The organism is Corynebacterium sp. HMSC05H05 (assembly GCF_001807265.1).
In the GTDB taxonomy this organism is placed as follows: Bacteria; Actinomycetota; Actinomycetes; order Mycobacteriales; family Mycobacteriaceae; genus Corynebacterium.
In genome coordinates, this window is the sequence record NZ_KV788388.1 from 172580 (window position 1) to 186401 (window position 13822).

Here is a 13822-nt window from a genome sequence, read left to right on the forward strand (position 1 = left end):
TTCGCCCCGGGCGGGGGACGGCTGCATTAGACTTGCCCGGTGTGAGCGAGAACAAGAACGACCAGTTTCAGAAGCTTTCCGCCCCGAAGGGCGTGCCGGATTATGCGCCGCCGCAATCGGCGGCGTTTATCCATGTGCGCGACGAGTTCGCCCGCCAGGCTCGCATCGCCGGCTACCAGCACATCGAGCTGCCGGTGTTCGAGGACACGACGCTATTCGCCCGCGGTGTGGGCGAGTCCACGGATGTGGTGAGCAAGGAGATGTACACCTTCGAAGACCGCGGCGGCCGCTCCGTGACGCTGCGCCCGGAGGGCACCGCGGGTGTCATGCGCGCGTTCATCGAGCACAACATGGACCGCGGTTACCTGCCGGTGAAGCTGAACTACTACGGCCCGTTCTTTCGCTACGAGCGCCCCCAGGCTGGCCGTTACCGCCAGCTGCAGCAGGTGGGCGTGGAGGCCATCGGCATGGACGACCCGCTGCTGGACGCCGAGGTCATCGCGTTGGCGGACCGCAGCTACCGCGCAATCGGCCTGAGCGGGTTCCGCCTTGAGTTGACCAGCCTGGGCGACAAGAACTGCCGTCCGGCGTACCGCGAGAAGCTGCAGCAGTTCCTCTTCGACCTGCCGTTGGACGAGGAAACCCGCAAGCGCGCGGAGATCAACCCGCTGCGCGTGCTCGACGACAAACGTGAGGAAGTCCGCGAGATGACCGCGGATGCGCCGCTGATGCTGGATCACCTCTGCGACGAGTGCCGCGCCCATTTTGAGGCCGTCACCGCGGCGCTGGACAGCTTCGGCGTGCCGTATGTGATCAACCCCCGCATGGTTCGCGGGCTGGACTACTACACCAAGACCACCTTCGAGTTCGTCCACGACGGGCTGGGCGCGCAGTCCGGCATCGGCGGCGGCGGCCGCTATGACGGTCTGATGGCCCAGATTGGTGGCCCGGACCTGTCAGGCATCGGCTACGGCCTCGGCGTGGACCGCGCCGTGCTCGCGCTTGAAGCTGAGGGCGTGGAGCTGGAAGAGGCGACACACCGTGTGGACGTCTTCGGCATCGCGATCGGCGACGAGGCGCGCGTGAAGATGAGCAAGCTTATCGACGAGCTCCGCGCCGCCGGCGTTTCCGCCGACATGTCTTACGGCAAGCGCGGGCTCAAGGGATCGATGAAGGGTGCCGACCGCGCCGGCGCAAGGTACGCGCTCGTGCTCGGGGAGCGTGAACTGGAGGCCGGCGAGGTGGCTGTGAAGAACCTCGCGGAGCACTCGCAAAAGTCCGTGGCGCTGTCGGTCCAGGCTGTAACCCAGGCAATTACGGGAGCGGAGCCTAAGCTCTAGCACTCGGTGATGTTCACCGGCAGTCCTAGCTGCACTGCCAGGCCGCCCATGGACGTCTCCTTGTACTGCGTCATCATGTCGCGGCCGGTGGCGGCCATGGTCTCCACCACGTCGTCGAGGGTGACGATGTTGGTGCCGTCGCCCAGCTTGGCCAGACGCGCAGCGTTGATGGCCTTCACACCGCCGATGGCGTTGCGCTCGATGCACGGCACCTGCACCAGGCCGCCGACGGGGTCGCAGGTCAGGCCGAGGTTATGCTCGAGGGCGATTTCGGCGGCGTTTTCCACCTGGGCAGGCGTGCCCCCGAGTGCGGCGCACATGCCTGCGGCAGCCATGGAAGACGCCGAGCCGACCTCGCCCTGGCACCCCACCTCCGCACCCGAGATCGACGCGTTGGTCTTGATGATCGACCCGACCGCGCCGGCAGTGAGCAAAAACTCGCGGGCGCGCTCGACGGTGAAATCGTCGGTGAAGTCGCGGCAGTAGTGCATCACCGCAGGGATGATGCCGGCGGCGCCGTTCGTCGGAGCGGTGACCACCTGGCCGTGCGCGGCGTTTTCCTCGTTGACGGCTAGCGCGTAGAGGTTGACCCACTCCATCGCGTCCAGCCCGCGGGCGGTGGAAGCCTCGTACTCGGCGGTGAGCAGACGGTGGAGACGGTTCGCGCGGCGCTTGACGTTGAGCCCGCCGGGCAGCGTGCCCTCCGTCTTTAAGCCATGCGCGACGCACTCCTGCATCACGTTCCACACCGCGTCTAGGTGGGCGTCGAGCTTTTCACGGCCGTGGATGGATTCCTCGTTGGCGCGCATGATGTCGGCGATGGTCAAGCCGGTCTCGTCGCAACGCTGCATCAGCTCGGCAGCAGTGTTGAAGGGGTAGGGCACCGAGGGGATCTCGCGGGCGGCCGCCACGCCGGATTCGTCGCGGTGCGCCTCCATCTCCCAGCGGTCCTGGATGAAGCCGCCGCCGACGGAGTAGTAGTCCTCGCGCTCAGCGAGCACGTTGCCGTTCGCATCCCACGCGTCGAAGATGAGGCAGTTCGGGTGGGCGGCAACTGGGGCGGGATCGAACCGGAGCTCGTATTCCACGGTGCCGGTGGGGCCGGAGACAGTTCCCGTAGCGGGGATCGGCTCGCCCGGTTTCGGCTCGATATCAGCCGATGTAGTGGTGGGGGTGTAGCCGACAAGCCCAAGTAAGGCTGCTCGGTCGGTGCCGTGGCCAACGCCGGTGGCAGCGAGAGATCCCCGCAGCTCCACCAGTACTTTGGCCGGGTAAGTGTCGAGTTTGTCTATGAAGGCTTGGGCTGCACGCATCGGGCCCACGGTGTGGGAGGACGACGGGCCGATGCCAATGCTGAACAGGTCAACAACGCTCACAAAGTTTGCAGACATGCCGGGGATACTACCGCACGAAAAGGTGGGCGGCGCCACAGCGAAGCCGGAATATTAACTTTCCTGCGCAAGCGCCGGAATGTCTGTCGCCCCCAGCACAGAGATGGGCTTCTGCGACGGCTTTCCGTGTTCCGTGATGATGGCAAGACGTGGCACTGCACCAGAGCTCAGCGGGGTGCTCAACGCCTCAACCGCAGCGGCAGCGGTCACGGTGCGCGAAAGAAAGATCGGCTCATCCAGCTTGCCGCTGTGCTCAAGCACCTCCGCCACAGTCCCTGTGGAAATGGTGTCGTCGTCTCGCAACTCTGCGGCTAGCCAACGCGCAATCGCATTGGTGGTGAGCAAACCGACGCACTCGCCGCCCTCGTAGACTGGGAACTGGGCGAGGCCATCGGATGCGATGACCTTGAGGGGCTCATGGATGTCCGTGTCCGGGGAGAAGGTGACCACCCGCTGGTGCTCCACCACATCCAGCGCAAGTGTCGGGGCGAGCAGAGCATCTCGGATCCGCTCGATCTCCGCAACAGTTTCGGGCAGCGGCTCGGCGATCGGGCGCAGGTTGTCGTACTCGCCGTGGCTGATCGCGTTGCGCAGATCAGCGAACTCCTGCAGCGTCTCGGACTGCTCGAGGGTGATGATGCCTTTCTCCGCCGCCAGCCGGGCCATCCAGGAAAACGAGTCGGACCGTTTCGCGTCCAGCTCGCTGCGCAAGAACTTCTCGATGGAATTGAACGCAGCAAGAAACGGCACGGCGCGGTTGGGCTCAGCATTGCTCATGCCGGCCACTGTAGCGACGTGCCGTTTTGGAGTGGGAAGCAAGGGTTTCGGTGGGCTTATGGCGCGGGCCCCATCCGCGGATCCAGCTATCAAGGTCCAGCTAATCGGCCCCAGGGGGCGATAAATGAGGTGCCACTAGCTGGATCCAGCCCCGTCGGGGTAAAGGAGAGAGGGATACGCTAGATCTCGTGCATCTGCTGGTCCTTGGTCCCGTGCGCGGTGAGTCGGCGGTTTAGCTCTTGTACACGCCGCGGTTGAGCGTGTCGCAGGCGGACATTTGGCCGGTTTCGTAGCCGGACTTGAACGCCTGCATGCGCTGCTCCGAAGAGCCGTGCGTCCACGCGTCCGGATCGACCTCGCCGCCGGAGCGCTTCTGGATGTTGTCGTCGCCGATGGACTGCGCCGCCTGCAGCGCCTGCTGCAGCTGCTCGTCGCTGATCGGCTCAAGAGCTGCGTTCTCGCCCTTGGAAGCGTGGTGCGCCCACAGGCCCGCGTAGCAGTCGGCCTGCAGCTCGATTGCCACCGCGGCGGAATCCTCGCCCGGGTTCTTGTAGTCGCTCAGGCCGAGGGTGCCCTCGAGGTTCTGGATGTGGTGGCCGTATTCGTGGGCGGTGGCGTACTCCTGCGCGAGCGGGCCGTTGGAGCCGCCGAGTTGGGACAGCTGGTCGAAGAAGCTCACGTCCAGGTACGCGGTGGTGTCCTGCGGGCAGTAGAACGGGCCAGTGTCTGAGCTGGCAAAGCCGCATCCGGAATTCACGCTGCCTTTGAAGATGGTCATTTCCGGTTTAGTGAACTGGGTTTCAGACTGCGCCGGCAACACCTCGGCCCAGATGGTGTTCAGTGAACCCATGGTCGCCGCCGCGCGGCAGTCGTCGTACTCGTTGGAGGAACCCTGCTCCTGGCAGTGCTCCAGGGAGTACTCGCCCTGGGACTGCGACTGGGAGTCGCCTCCGCCACCGAGGATTCCGTCGAATGCGCCGCTGAAGTACAGCAGGGCAAGCAGGACCAAAATGATCGTGCCTCCGCCGCCTCCGCGCAGCAGGAGCGGCAGCAGCATCATTGCGCCGTTTCCTAAGCCGCCGCCTCCGCGGCCGCCACCGGAGCTGGTATTGACGTTGCCGCCTTGGCCCTGTGCGTAGTCGCCTCTGAAAGTCATGGTCAGGATTCTGCCAAATAACTAGGGCAAGTGTGGGATCTGGGTCATTTGGCACTTGTGTCGAGCCTGCGGCAAGAGGGGGCCGGACGCGTGGAGCCACAGCGCCGGGTAAACTTTGCCAGGTTAGATTTGCCATCACGTGGAAGGACGTGGATACCTTGCTGCGCACTCACCTTGCGGGGAACCTGAATAGAGAACTCGAAGGCCAAACTGTCACTCTCACCGGCTGGGTGGCCCGTCGTCGTGACCACGGCGGCGTGATCTTTATCGACCTGCGCGATCGCTCCGGGCTGGCCCAGGTGGTCTTCCGTGAGTCTGAGGTCGCTGAGGCTGCGCACGACCTGCGCAGCGAGTACGTCGTTCAGGTCACCGGCACCGTCGAGCCGCGTCCGGAAGGTTCTGCCAACCCGAACCTGGCATCCGGTGAGATCGAGGTCAACGTCACCGACCTGAAGGTGTTGAACAAGGCCGCGGCGCTGCCGTTCCAGATCGAGGACGCGTCCTCTAGCGAGGTCGGCGAAGAAGCTCGTTTGCGTTACCGCTACCTCGACCTGCGCCGTGAGCGCCAGGCAAAGGCGATGCGTCTGCGCGCGAAGGCGAACCAGGCGGCACGCCGCGTGCTGGACAACCACGACTTCACGGAGATTGAGACTCCCACGCTGACGCGTTCGACGCCGGAGGGTGCGCGAGACTTCCTGGTCCCCGCACGTTTGAAGCCGGGCTCGTGGTACGCCCTGCCGCAGTCGCCGCAGCTGTTCAAGCAGCTGCTCATGGTGGCGGGCATGGAGCGCTACTACCAGCTGGCACGCTGCTACCGCGACGAGGACTTCCGTGCGGACCGCCAGCCGGAGTTCACCCAGCTGGATGTTGAGGCTAGCTTCGTGGACCAGGACGACATCATCGAGCTTGCTGAGGAGATCCTGGTCGAGCTGTGGAAGCTGATCGGCTACGACATCCAGACGCCGATCCCGCGCATGACCTACAAGGAAGCGATGGAAAAGTACGGCTCCGACAAGCCGGACCTGCGCTTCGACATCCCGCTGGTGGAATGCACCGAGTTTTTCAAGGACACCACCTTCCGCGTGTTCAAGGCGGAGTACGTCGGCGCTGTGGTCATGGACGGCGGCGCGTCCCAGCCGCGCCGCCAGCTCGACGCTTGGCAGGAGTGGGCGAAGCAGCGGGGCGCGAAGGGCTTGGCCTACATCCTGGTGCAGGACGACGGCGAGCTGACCGGCCCGGTGGCCAAGAACATCACCGACGAGGAGAAGGCCGGCATCGCCGAGCACGTCGGCGCGAAGCCGGGCGACTGCATCTTCTTCGCCGCCGGCGAGACCAAGGCGTCCCGCGCGCTGCTGGGGGCAGCCCGTGGCGAGATCGCGCGCAAGCTGGACCTGATCAAGGACGGCGACTGGGCATTTACCTGGGTCGTTGACGCACCGCTGTTCGAGCCCGCCGCGGATGCCACTGCTTCTGGCGATGTAGCGCTCGGCCACTCCAAGTGGACCGCAGTGCACCACGCGTTCACGTCGCCGAAGCCGGAATTCCTGGACAACTTCGAGGAGAACCCGGGCGAGGCGCTCGCCTACGCCTACGACATCGTCTGCAACGGCAACGAGATCGGCGGCGGCTCCATCCGTATCCACGAGCACGATGTGCAGAAGCGTGTGTTCGAGGTCATGGGCATCACCGACGAGGAAGCGGAGGAGAAGTTCGGCTTCCTGCTGGACGCCTTCCAGTACGGTGCCCCGCCGCACGGCGGCATCGCTTTCGGCTGGGACCGCATTGTTTCCTTGCTCGGCGGCTTTGAGTCCATCCGCGACGTCATCGCCTTCCCGAAGTCGGGTGGCGGCGTGGATCCGCTGACCGACGCTCCGGCGCCGATCCCGGCGGAGCAGCGCAAGGAGACCGGCGTGGACTTCAAGCCGAAGAAGGACGCTGAGGCAAAGGACGCTAAGGGCACCGAGGCCGAGGCGGCGGGCGCCGAGAAGTAGGCCAGCCATGGGCGATACGCAGGAGATCATCCGCGCAGCCGCCGACATTCTGACCAAGCGCTACGGCGGCGAGCAGGAGCTTGTCGACGTCGAGAGGCTCGACGGCTCAGGGCTTGCGGACGTGTTTCGGGCGCGGGTTGTGAACAACCCGTTTTTCCAGCACCGCTCGGTGGTGGTGAAGCACTCGCCGGCCACCGGCGACGAGCTGGCGGACGCGGCGTTCTTGCGTGAGACGGTGGCCTACCAGTTCGCCACGTCGTTAAGCGAGGAAGTGCGCCCGGGCCCGGTGCTGCTGGGCTACGACACTGCGCAGCGCATCCTGATCATTTCGGATCTGGGCGACGGGCGCACGCTCGCGGACCTGCTGCAGGACGCCGATGCGGAAACCCACGTGGATCTCCTGCGTCGCCTTGGCCGCGCGCTGGGCAAGATGCACGCCGGCACCGCGGACGACGAGGACGCGTTCAACGTGCTGTTCCAGCGCATGACGCGTTCGCGGCAGAACGCGGCGAACCTGCAGCTCTTGCGTGACCGCTTGCTGTCGCACCGCATCCGCATCGGCGTGGAGTTTTTGGAAAACGCCGGCATCGAGATTCCGGGGGAGGTCCGGTTCGCCGCCACAAACGTGCGCACGCGGCTGCTCCGCGGCGGCATGCGCGCGTTCACGCCGTTCGACCTGACCCCGGACAACATCATCCAGACCGGCCACTCCTTCCATTTCCTGGATTACGAGTGGGCGGGTTTTCGGGACGTCACCTTCGACGTGGCGTTTGTGGTTGCCCGCTTCCCGGTCTTCCTCGCGGCGCAGCCGTTCAACGCCGCAGCCACGGACGCCTTCGTCGACGCGTGGGTGAGCGAGGTGCGCGGCATCTGGCCCAGCGTGGAGCACCCGGATACGCTCCAGGCACGGATTACCGCGGGGCTCATTGGCTGGGCGATGAGCAGCGTGGCCATGCTGGACCCGGTCAGCCCGGCAGAATTGCTCGAGCACGACGCCAAGCTCAAGGAGGACTTCGAGGCTGCAGGCCTCGACGTGTCCGGCCTCGGTCCGCTTGAGGCGAGCGTGGATGCAGAAGAGCATTCCGCGGACCACGCCGGTGATGTGCTGCGACCGCCTTCGAAGGGGCCGTTTACCGCAGATGAGGTGCTTGTGCGCCGGGATCTGCGCGAGACGTTCGAGTCCCTCGCCGCGTTCGCGGGCACCGGCAAGGACCCCGCTTACCGCACGATAAGCGAGTTCGCCCAGACGCTGGCCGAGCGCTTGCGCTAGGAGAGGTTCTGGTGGAGCAAGAGGGACTCTTCGCAGCCGCTGGTGGCAATGACGGCCGCGGCGATTCCGGCAACCGAGGCACCGCCTTTTTCGAGGCGGGGGCCTCGGCACCTCTGGCCGCGCGCATGCGCCCGCGAACCCTCGACGAGATTGCGGGCCAGCGGCACCTGCTCAGCGAGGGCAAGCCGTTGCGAAGGCTTATCGACGGTTCCGGGGCCGCCTCCGTGATCCTCTACGGCCCGCCGGGCACAGGAAAGACCACCATCGCATCGCTGATCGCGTCCGCGATGGGTCAGAACTTCGTTGCGCTCTCGGCGCTGTCCTCGGGCGTGAAAGAAGTGCGTGCCGTGATCGACGAAGCACGGCGCGATCTCATCCGCGGCGAGAAAACCGTGCTGTTCATCGACGAGGTCCACCGCTTTTCCAAGACCCAGCAGGACGCGCTGCTCGCCGCAGTGGAAAACCGCACCGTGCTGTTGGTCGCCGCGACCACGGAAAACCCGAGCTTCAGCGTGGTTGCGCCACTGCTGTCGCGCTCGCTGCTGCTAAAGCTGGAGTCCCTCGACACCGACGATCTGCGCGGGGTGCTGGACCGCGCGATGGCGGACGAGCGCGGGTTCAACGGCGAATTCGAGCTTGACGACGACGCACGCGACCAGCTGGTCCTCCTCGCCGGCGGCGACGCCCGCCGTGCGCTGACATATTTGGAGGCCGCGGCCGAGGCGGTGCAGCCGGGGGAGACCATCACCGTCGACACGGTGAAAGAAAACGTCAACCGTGCCGTTGTGCGCTACGACCGGGACGGCGACCAGCACTACGACATCGTCAGCGCGTTCATCAAATCCATCCGCGGCTCAGACGTCGACGCCGCCCTGCACTACCTGGCCCGGATGATCGAGGCGGGGGAGGACCCCCGCTTTATCGCGCGGCGCCTGGTCATCCACGCCTCCGAGGACATCGGCATGGCAGACCCGACCGCGCTGCAGACCGCCAACGCTGCGGCGAACGCGGTGCAGTTCATCGGCATGCCCGAGGGGAGGCTCGCACTCGCGCAGGCGACGATCCACCTGGCCACGGCGCCGAAGTCGCCGTCGGTGATCCAGTCCATCGACCGGGCGTTAGCGGACGTGCGCGCAGGCCACGCCCCGCCGGTGCCGGCGCACCTGCGCGACGGGCACTACGAAGGCGCGAAGGCCATGGGCAATGCGGTGGGCTATGTCTACCCGCATGATGATCCGTTGGGCGTCGTCAAGCAGCAGTACATGCCCGACGGCCTCGAAGAGGCCGTCTACTACGAACCCACCGACCACGGCGCGGAGCGGCGCATCAAAGACTTCATCGGGCGGCTGCGTGCCCTCGTCCGCGGGCGGTGACACCGGGCTGCGTCCGGGCGCGGGGTAGAGTAAGCGCGGATAAAAACCGGCGCTGCTGAAAGGACAATCACGCGTGCAGACCCATGAGATCCGAGAGCGGTTCACCAACCACTTCGTCGAGGCCGGCCACACCCCGGTGCCGAGCGCCCCGCTGATTCTGGACGACCCGACGCTGCTGTTCGTCAACGCCGGCATGGTGCCGTTCAAGCCGTACTTCCTGGGCGACCAGACTCCGGATTTCGCTAACGGCACCGCCACCTCCATCCAGAAGTGTGTGCGCACCCTGGACATCGAGGAAGTGGGCATCACCACCCGCCACAACACGTTCTTCCAGATGGCCGGCAACTTCTCGTTCGGCCAGTACTTCAAGGAAGGCGCAATCACGCACGCCTGGACCCTGCTCACCGGCGCTGTCGAGGACGGCGGGCTGGGCCTGGACCCGGAGCGCCTGTGGGTGACGGTCTACCTGGACGACGACGAGGCTGCCTCGATCTGGCGCGACAAGATCGGTATCCCGGAAGAGCGCATCCAACGCATGGGCATGGAGGACAACTTCTGGTCCATGGGCATCCCCGGCCCCTGCGGCCCGTGCTCGGAGATCTACTACGACCGCGGCCCGGAGTACGGCGTCGAGGGCGGCCCGATCGCCGACGACAACCGCTACATGGAGATCTGGAACCTCGTGTTCATGGAGTCCATCCGCGGCGAGGGCGACAAGAAGGGCAACTTCGAGATCGTCGGAGAGCTGCCGCAGAAGAACATCGATACCGGCATGGGCATCGAGCGCGTCGCCTGCATCCTGCAGGGCGTGGACAACGTGTATGAGACCGACCTTCTGCGCCCCGTCATTGACGCTGCCGTGGAGCTGACCGGCGCGAAGTACGACGCCGGCAACAAGGACGACGACGTGCGCTTCCGCGTCGTCGCCGACCACGCGCGCACCGGCATGATGATCATCCTCGACGGCGTGACCCCGTCCAACGAGGGCCGCGGCTACATCCTGCGCCGCCTGCTGCGCCGCATCATCCGCTCCGCACGCCTGCTGGGCGCGACCGGCCCGGTCATGGAGACGCTGATGAACACCATCATGGACACTATGACCCCGTCCTTCCCGGAGATCGCGGACAACCGCGAGCGCATCCTGCGCGTCGCCGTCGCCGAGGAGAAGGCGTTCTCCAAGACCCTGGAGGCGGGCACCTCGCGTTTCGACGAAGCCGCCTCCGCCGTCTCCGCATCCGGCGCCAAGGTCCTGCCGGGCGCGCAAGCCTTCGAGCTGCACGACACCTACGGTTTCCCGATCGACCTGACCGTGGAGATGGCCCGCGAGGCTGGCCTGGACGTGGACATGGACGCCTTCAACGCGGCTATGCAGGAGCAGCGCGAGCGCGCCAAGGCCGACAACAAGGCGAAGAAGCACCGCAACGTGGACGAGTCGCTCTACCGCGAATGGGTGGACGCGAACCCGACCGAGTTTGTGGGCTACGACCAGCTCACCCACGACGCGAAGGTCATCGGCCTGGTGCGCGGCGGCGAGAAGGTCGGGGAGGTTGCCCAGGGCGACGAGGTGGAGGTCATCCTGGATGTGACCCCGATGTACGCAGAGTCCGGCGGCCAGATGGCCGACCGCGGCCGCCTGGTCATGGGTGAGACCATCCTCAACGTCAACGACGTGCAGCGCGTGGGCAAGAAGCTGTGGCTGCACAAGGCCACAGTGCAAAACGGCGGGCTGGATCTGGGCTCCACCGTCACCGCCGAAGTGGACGAGGCATGGCGCCACGGCGCCCGCCAGGCGCACTCCGCGACCCACTTGATCCACGCCGCGATCCGCCAGGTGCTCGGACCCACCGCAGTCCAGGCTGGTTCCTTGAACAAGCCCGGTTACCTGCGCTTCGACTTCAACTACACCGAGCAACTCACCGACGCGCAGCTGCAAGAGATCGCCACCATCACCAACCAGGCGGTGGACGCGGACTTTGCGGTCAACACCCTTGAAACCTCGCTCGAGCACGCGAAGGAGATGGGTGCGATGGCGCTGTTCGGCGAGAGCTACGGCGACACCGTGCGCGTGGTGGAGATCGGCGGGCCGTTCTCCATCGAGCTGTGCGGCGGCACTCACGTCGAGCACGCCTCCCAGATCGGCCCCGTGGCTGTCCTCGGCGAGTCTTCCGTCGGCTCCGGCGCGCGCCGCATCGAGGCCTACTCCGGCATGGATTCCTTCAAGTTCCTGTCCAAGGAGGCCGCGCTCGCGTCCGGTCTGGCCGCGGAGTTGAAGGCCCCGACCGATCAGCTGCCGGACCGTATCGCCCAGCTCACCGAGCGCCTGCGCGCGGCCGAGAAGGAGATTGCAAACCTGCACCGCCAGCAGCTTTTGGCCTCCACCGCCAACTTGGCGGATGAGGCGCAAACGGTGGGCGTGCACCGTCTCGTCGCAAAGCAACTGCCCGAAGGCATCAACACCGGCGACCTGCGCACGATCGCGAACGACCTGCGAGGCAAGCTGCAGGCGGAAGATGCCGTGATCGTGCTGCTTTCCCAAACGGGCGAGAAGGTGTCCCTGGCCGCTGCTGCGACGCCGCAGGCCGTGGAATCTGGTGTGAAGGCTGGGGACTTGGTCAAGCTGATCGGCCAGTACGTGGACGGTAAGGGCGGCGGCAAGCCGGATCTGGCGCAGGGCACCGGCGCCAACCCGGCCGGCATCGATGATGCGCTGTGCGCGGTGCGTGAATCGCTCGTGGGATAGCCACGTTGTAATCCGTGACACGCCGAGCCAGCGCCCCGCCGGTTCCACAGGAAACGGTTAGGTTTAACCAAGGCCAGTTGACCGCCCCGCCGTTAACCGGTCTGTTACTCACGTAGCCGTCGAAGGTGGAAAGGAAACACGGATGAAGGTGCAGCCAGACACCCCGGGGCTCGACGACCCGGGGCAGGGCCGCCGCATCGGCATCGATGTGGGCACCGTCCGGATCGGCGTCGCTTCCTCTGACAAGGATGCGACGCTGGCTACCCCTGTTGAAACGGTCCGCCGGGTCACCGGGTTCAAGGACCGCGACGGCGAGGACATCGAACGCCTGCTGGCGCTCATCGACGAATTTGATGCGGTGGAGGTTGTCGTCGGCTTGCCGTCGAACCTCAACGGCGACGGGTCGAAGAGTGTGAAGCACGCAAAAGAGATCGCTTTCCGTATTCAGCGTCGCAGCGACGTGCCGGTGAAAATGGCGGATGAGCGGCTGACCACGGTCGCCGCCACCCAGGCTCTGCGGGCGTCGGGTGTGCGCGAAAAGGACGCACGCGCCGTGATCGACCAGGCGGCAGCGGTGGAGATTCTGCAATCATGGCTGGACGGCCGCAAGAACTACCTCAAGGAGAATTAACCGTGACCCCACGACAAGCCGCCATGCGGCGCACACGGAGCACCGCAGTGCTGGTTGCTTCGCTCCTGCTGATCATCGGCTTGATCGCCTGGATTGCCATCGCCCGCGGCAACAACGTGTCCGACTACGAGGGTGCGGGCAACGGCGAAGAACAGGTAGTGCAGATCAAGGAAGGCGCCAGCCTTTCCGCACTTGGCCCGGAGCTGGAAGAGCGCGGCATCGTCGCGTCCGACAATGCGTTCCAGACAGCTGCGGCGAACAATCAGAACGCCGACAACATCCAGCCCGGCTTTTACCGCTTGCAAGAGGAGATGAGTGCCGAGTCTGCTGTGGAGGCACTGCTTGATCCGCAGCAGCGCGTCACGCCGTTGCAGGTCTACGGCGGCGCGACCCTGATGGACATCAACATCCTCGGCGGACAAAAGCGCCTGGGCATCCTCACCATGATTCAGCAGTCCGCCTGCGGTGAGAAGCCCGCGCCCGACTGCGTGAAGCTGGAGGACCTGAACAAGGTTGCGGCGGAGGCCGATCCGGAATCCCTTGGTGTGCCGGAGTGGGCGCGTGAGACGGTCGCTGGCCGCGCTGGTGACGCGAAGCGTCTCGAGGGTCTGATTGCCCCGGGCGAGTACATCATCGACCCGCACGCGAGCGCAGAAGAGATCCTGACAGATCTGATCACCCGGTCCGCGAAGCAGTACGAATCCACCGATATTGTCGGCCGCGCTCAGGCTGTTGGGTTGACTCCGTACGAATTGCTCACTGCAGCGTCGCTGGTTGAACGCGAGGCGCCCGCGGGAGAGTTTGACAAGGTCGCCCGTGTCATCTTGAACCGCCTGGATGAGCCGATGCGCCTGGAGTTCGACTCGACGGTCAACTACGGCCTGCCGTCTGTTGAGGTCGCAACCACCGACGAAGACCGCGGTCGTGTCACCCCGTGGAATACCTACGCCATGGACGGGCTGCCGCAAACGCCGATTGCCTCTCCGTCGATCGAGGCCATTGAAGCGATGGAGCACCCGGCCGAAGGCAATTGGCTGTTCTTCGTCACCGTGGACAAGGACGGCACGACGATCTTTAACGACACATTCGAGCAGCACCTCAACGACACCCAGCGTGCGGTGGACTCCGGCGTGCTCGACTCTCAGCGTTAACC

Annotated in this window: 10 protein-coding genes; 7 read left to right on the plus strand and 3 right to left on the minus strand. The window is 65.5% G+C overall.

The genetic code is table 11. The features are described 5' to 3' along the window. The first annotated feature begins 41 nt into the window (after positions 1 to 41). On the plus strand, positions 42 to 1340 hold the full coding sequence (gene hisS, locus HMPREF3151_RS05765; RefSeq protein WP_070474411.1) for a histidine--tRNA ligase: 1299 nt from the start codon (positions 42 to 44) through the stop codon (positions 1338 to 1340). Here the strand turns inward: hisS and HMPREF3151_RS05770 are convergent. The 3 genes from HMPREF3151_RS05770 to HMPREF3151_RS05780 all read right to left on the minus strand — a co-directional run bounded on the left by HMPREF3151_RS05770 (position 1337) and on the right by HMPREF3151_RS05780 (position 4664). Beyond that, the gene (locus HMPREF3151_RS05770; protein WP_070474414.1) at positions 1337 to 2731 is read right to left on the minus strand and encodes an L-serine ammonia-lyase; all 1395 of its coding nucleotides are present in this window, start codon (positions 2729 to 2731) and stop codon (positions 1337 to 1339) included. The two genes, hisS and HMPREF3151_RS05770, sit on opposite strands and share 4 nt — an antisense overlap. Positions 2732 to 2785: 54 nt before the next feature. Beyond that, entirely contained in the window at positions 2786 to 3508 is a 723-nt protein-coding gene (locus HMPREF3151_RS05775; protein ID WP_070474417.1) for a CBS domain-containing protein, read from the minus strand. A gap of 232 nt (positions 3509 to 3740) precedes the next feature. Then, positions 3741 to 4664, minus strand: coding sequence for a KPN_02809 family neutral zinc metallopeptidase (locus HMPREF3151_RS05780; protein ID WP_070474420.1), 924 nt, complete (start codon positions 4662 to 4664; stop codon positions 3741 to 3743). A gap of 158 nt (positions 4665 to 4822) precedes the next feature. On the opposite strand from HMPREF3151_RS05780, the gene aspS reads away from it, so the two are divergent. The 6 genes from aspS (at position 4823) to mltG (ending at position 13820) form a co-directional block, all read left to right on the plus strand. After that, positions 4823 to 6655 carry an aspartate--tRNA ligase gene (gene aspS / locus HMPREF3151_RS05785; protein WP_070474536.1) on the plus strand — a complete coding sequence of 611 codons (1833 nt, stop codon included), beginning with the start codon at positions 4823 to 4825 and terminating at the stop codon, positions 6653 to 6655. A gap of 7 nt (positions 6656 to 6662) precedes the next feature. Continuing rightward, entirely contained in the window at positions 6663 to 7925 is a 1263-nt protein-coding gene (locus HMPREF3151_RS05790) for an aminoglycoside phosphotransferase family protein (protein WP_070474425.1), read from the plus strand. 11 nt (positions 7926 to 7936) lie between these two features. Beyond that, positions 7937 to 9298, plus strand: a complete 1362-nt coding sequence (locus tag HMPREF3151_RS05795; protein WP_070474428.1) for a replication-associated recombination protein A — start codon at positions 7937 to 7939, stop codon at positions 9296 to 9298. 73 nt (positions 9299 to 9371) lie between these two features. After that, positions 9372 to 12038 carry an alanine--tRNA ligase gene (gene alaS, locus HMPREF3151_RS05800; protein WP_070474430.1) on the plus strand — a complete coding sequence of 889 codons (2667 nt, stop codon included), beginning with the start codon at positions 9372 to 9374 and terminating at the stop codon, positions 12036 to 12038. A 142-nt stretch (positions 12039 to 12180) separates the two neighbouring features. Next, entirely contained in the window at positions 12181 to 12669 is a 489-nt protein-coding gene (gene ruvX / locus HMPREF3151_RS05805; RefSeq protein WP_070474433.1) for a Holliday junction resolvase RuvX, read from the plus strand. 23 nt (positions 12670 to 12692) lie between these two features. Further along, positions 12693 to 13820: an endolytic transglycosylase MltG gene (gene mltG, locus HMPREF3151_RS05810; protein ID WP_070474436.1), complete on the plus strand. Its 1128-nt coding sequence runs from the start codon at positions 12693 to 12695 to the stop codon at positions 13818 to 13820. Positions 13821 to 13822 lie beyond the last annotated feature (2 nt).

Excerpts from the sequence above, each read along its gene's own strand:
- HMPREF3151_RS05790 (WP_070474425.1), top strand. The coding sequence starts at position 6,663 with ATGGGCGATACGCAGGAGATCATCCGCGCAGCCGCCGACATTCTGACC.
- mltG (WP_070474436.1), top strand. The coding sequence starts at position 12,693 with ATGCGGCGCACACGGAGCACCGCAGTGCTGGTTGCTTCGCTCCTGCTG.
- HMPREF3151_RS05770 (WP_070474414.1), bottom strand. The coding sequence starts at position 2,731 with ATGTCTGCAAACTTTGTGAGCGTTGTTGACCTGTTCAGCATTGGCATC.
- ruvX (WP_070474433.1), top strand. The coding sequence starts at position 12,181 with ATGAAGGTGCAGCCAGACACCCCGGGGCTCGACGACCCGGGGCAGGGC.
- HMPREF3151_RS05780 (WP_070474420.1), bottom strand. The coding sequence starts at position 4,664 with ATGACTTTCAGAGGCGACTACGCACAGGGCCAAGGCGGCAACGTCAAT.
- HMPREF3151_RS05775 (WP_070474417.1), bottom strand. The coding sequence starts at position 3,508 with ATGAGCAATGCTGAGCCCAACCGCGCCGTGCCGTTTCTTGCTGCGTTC.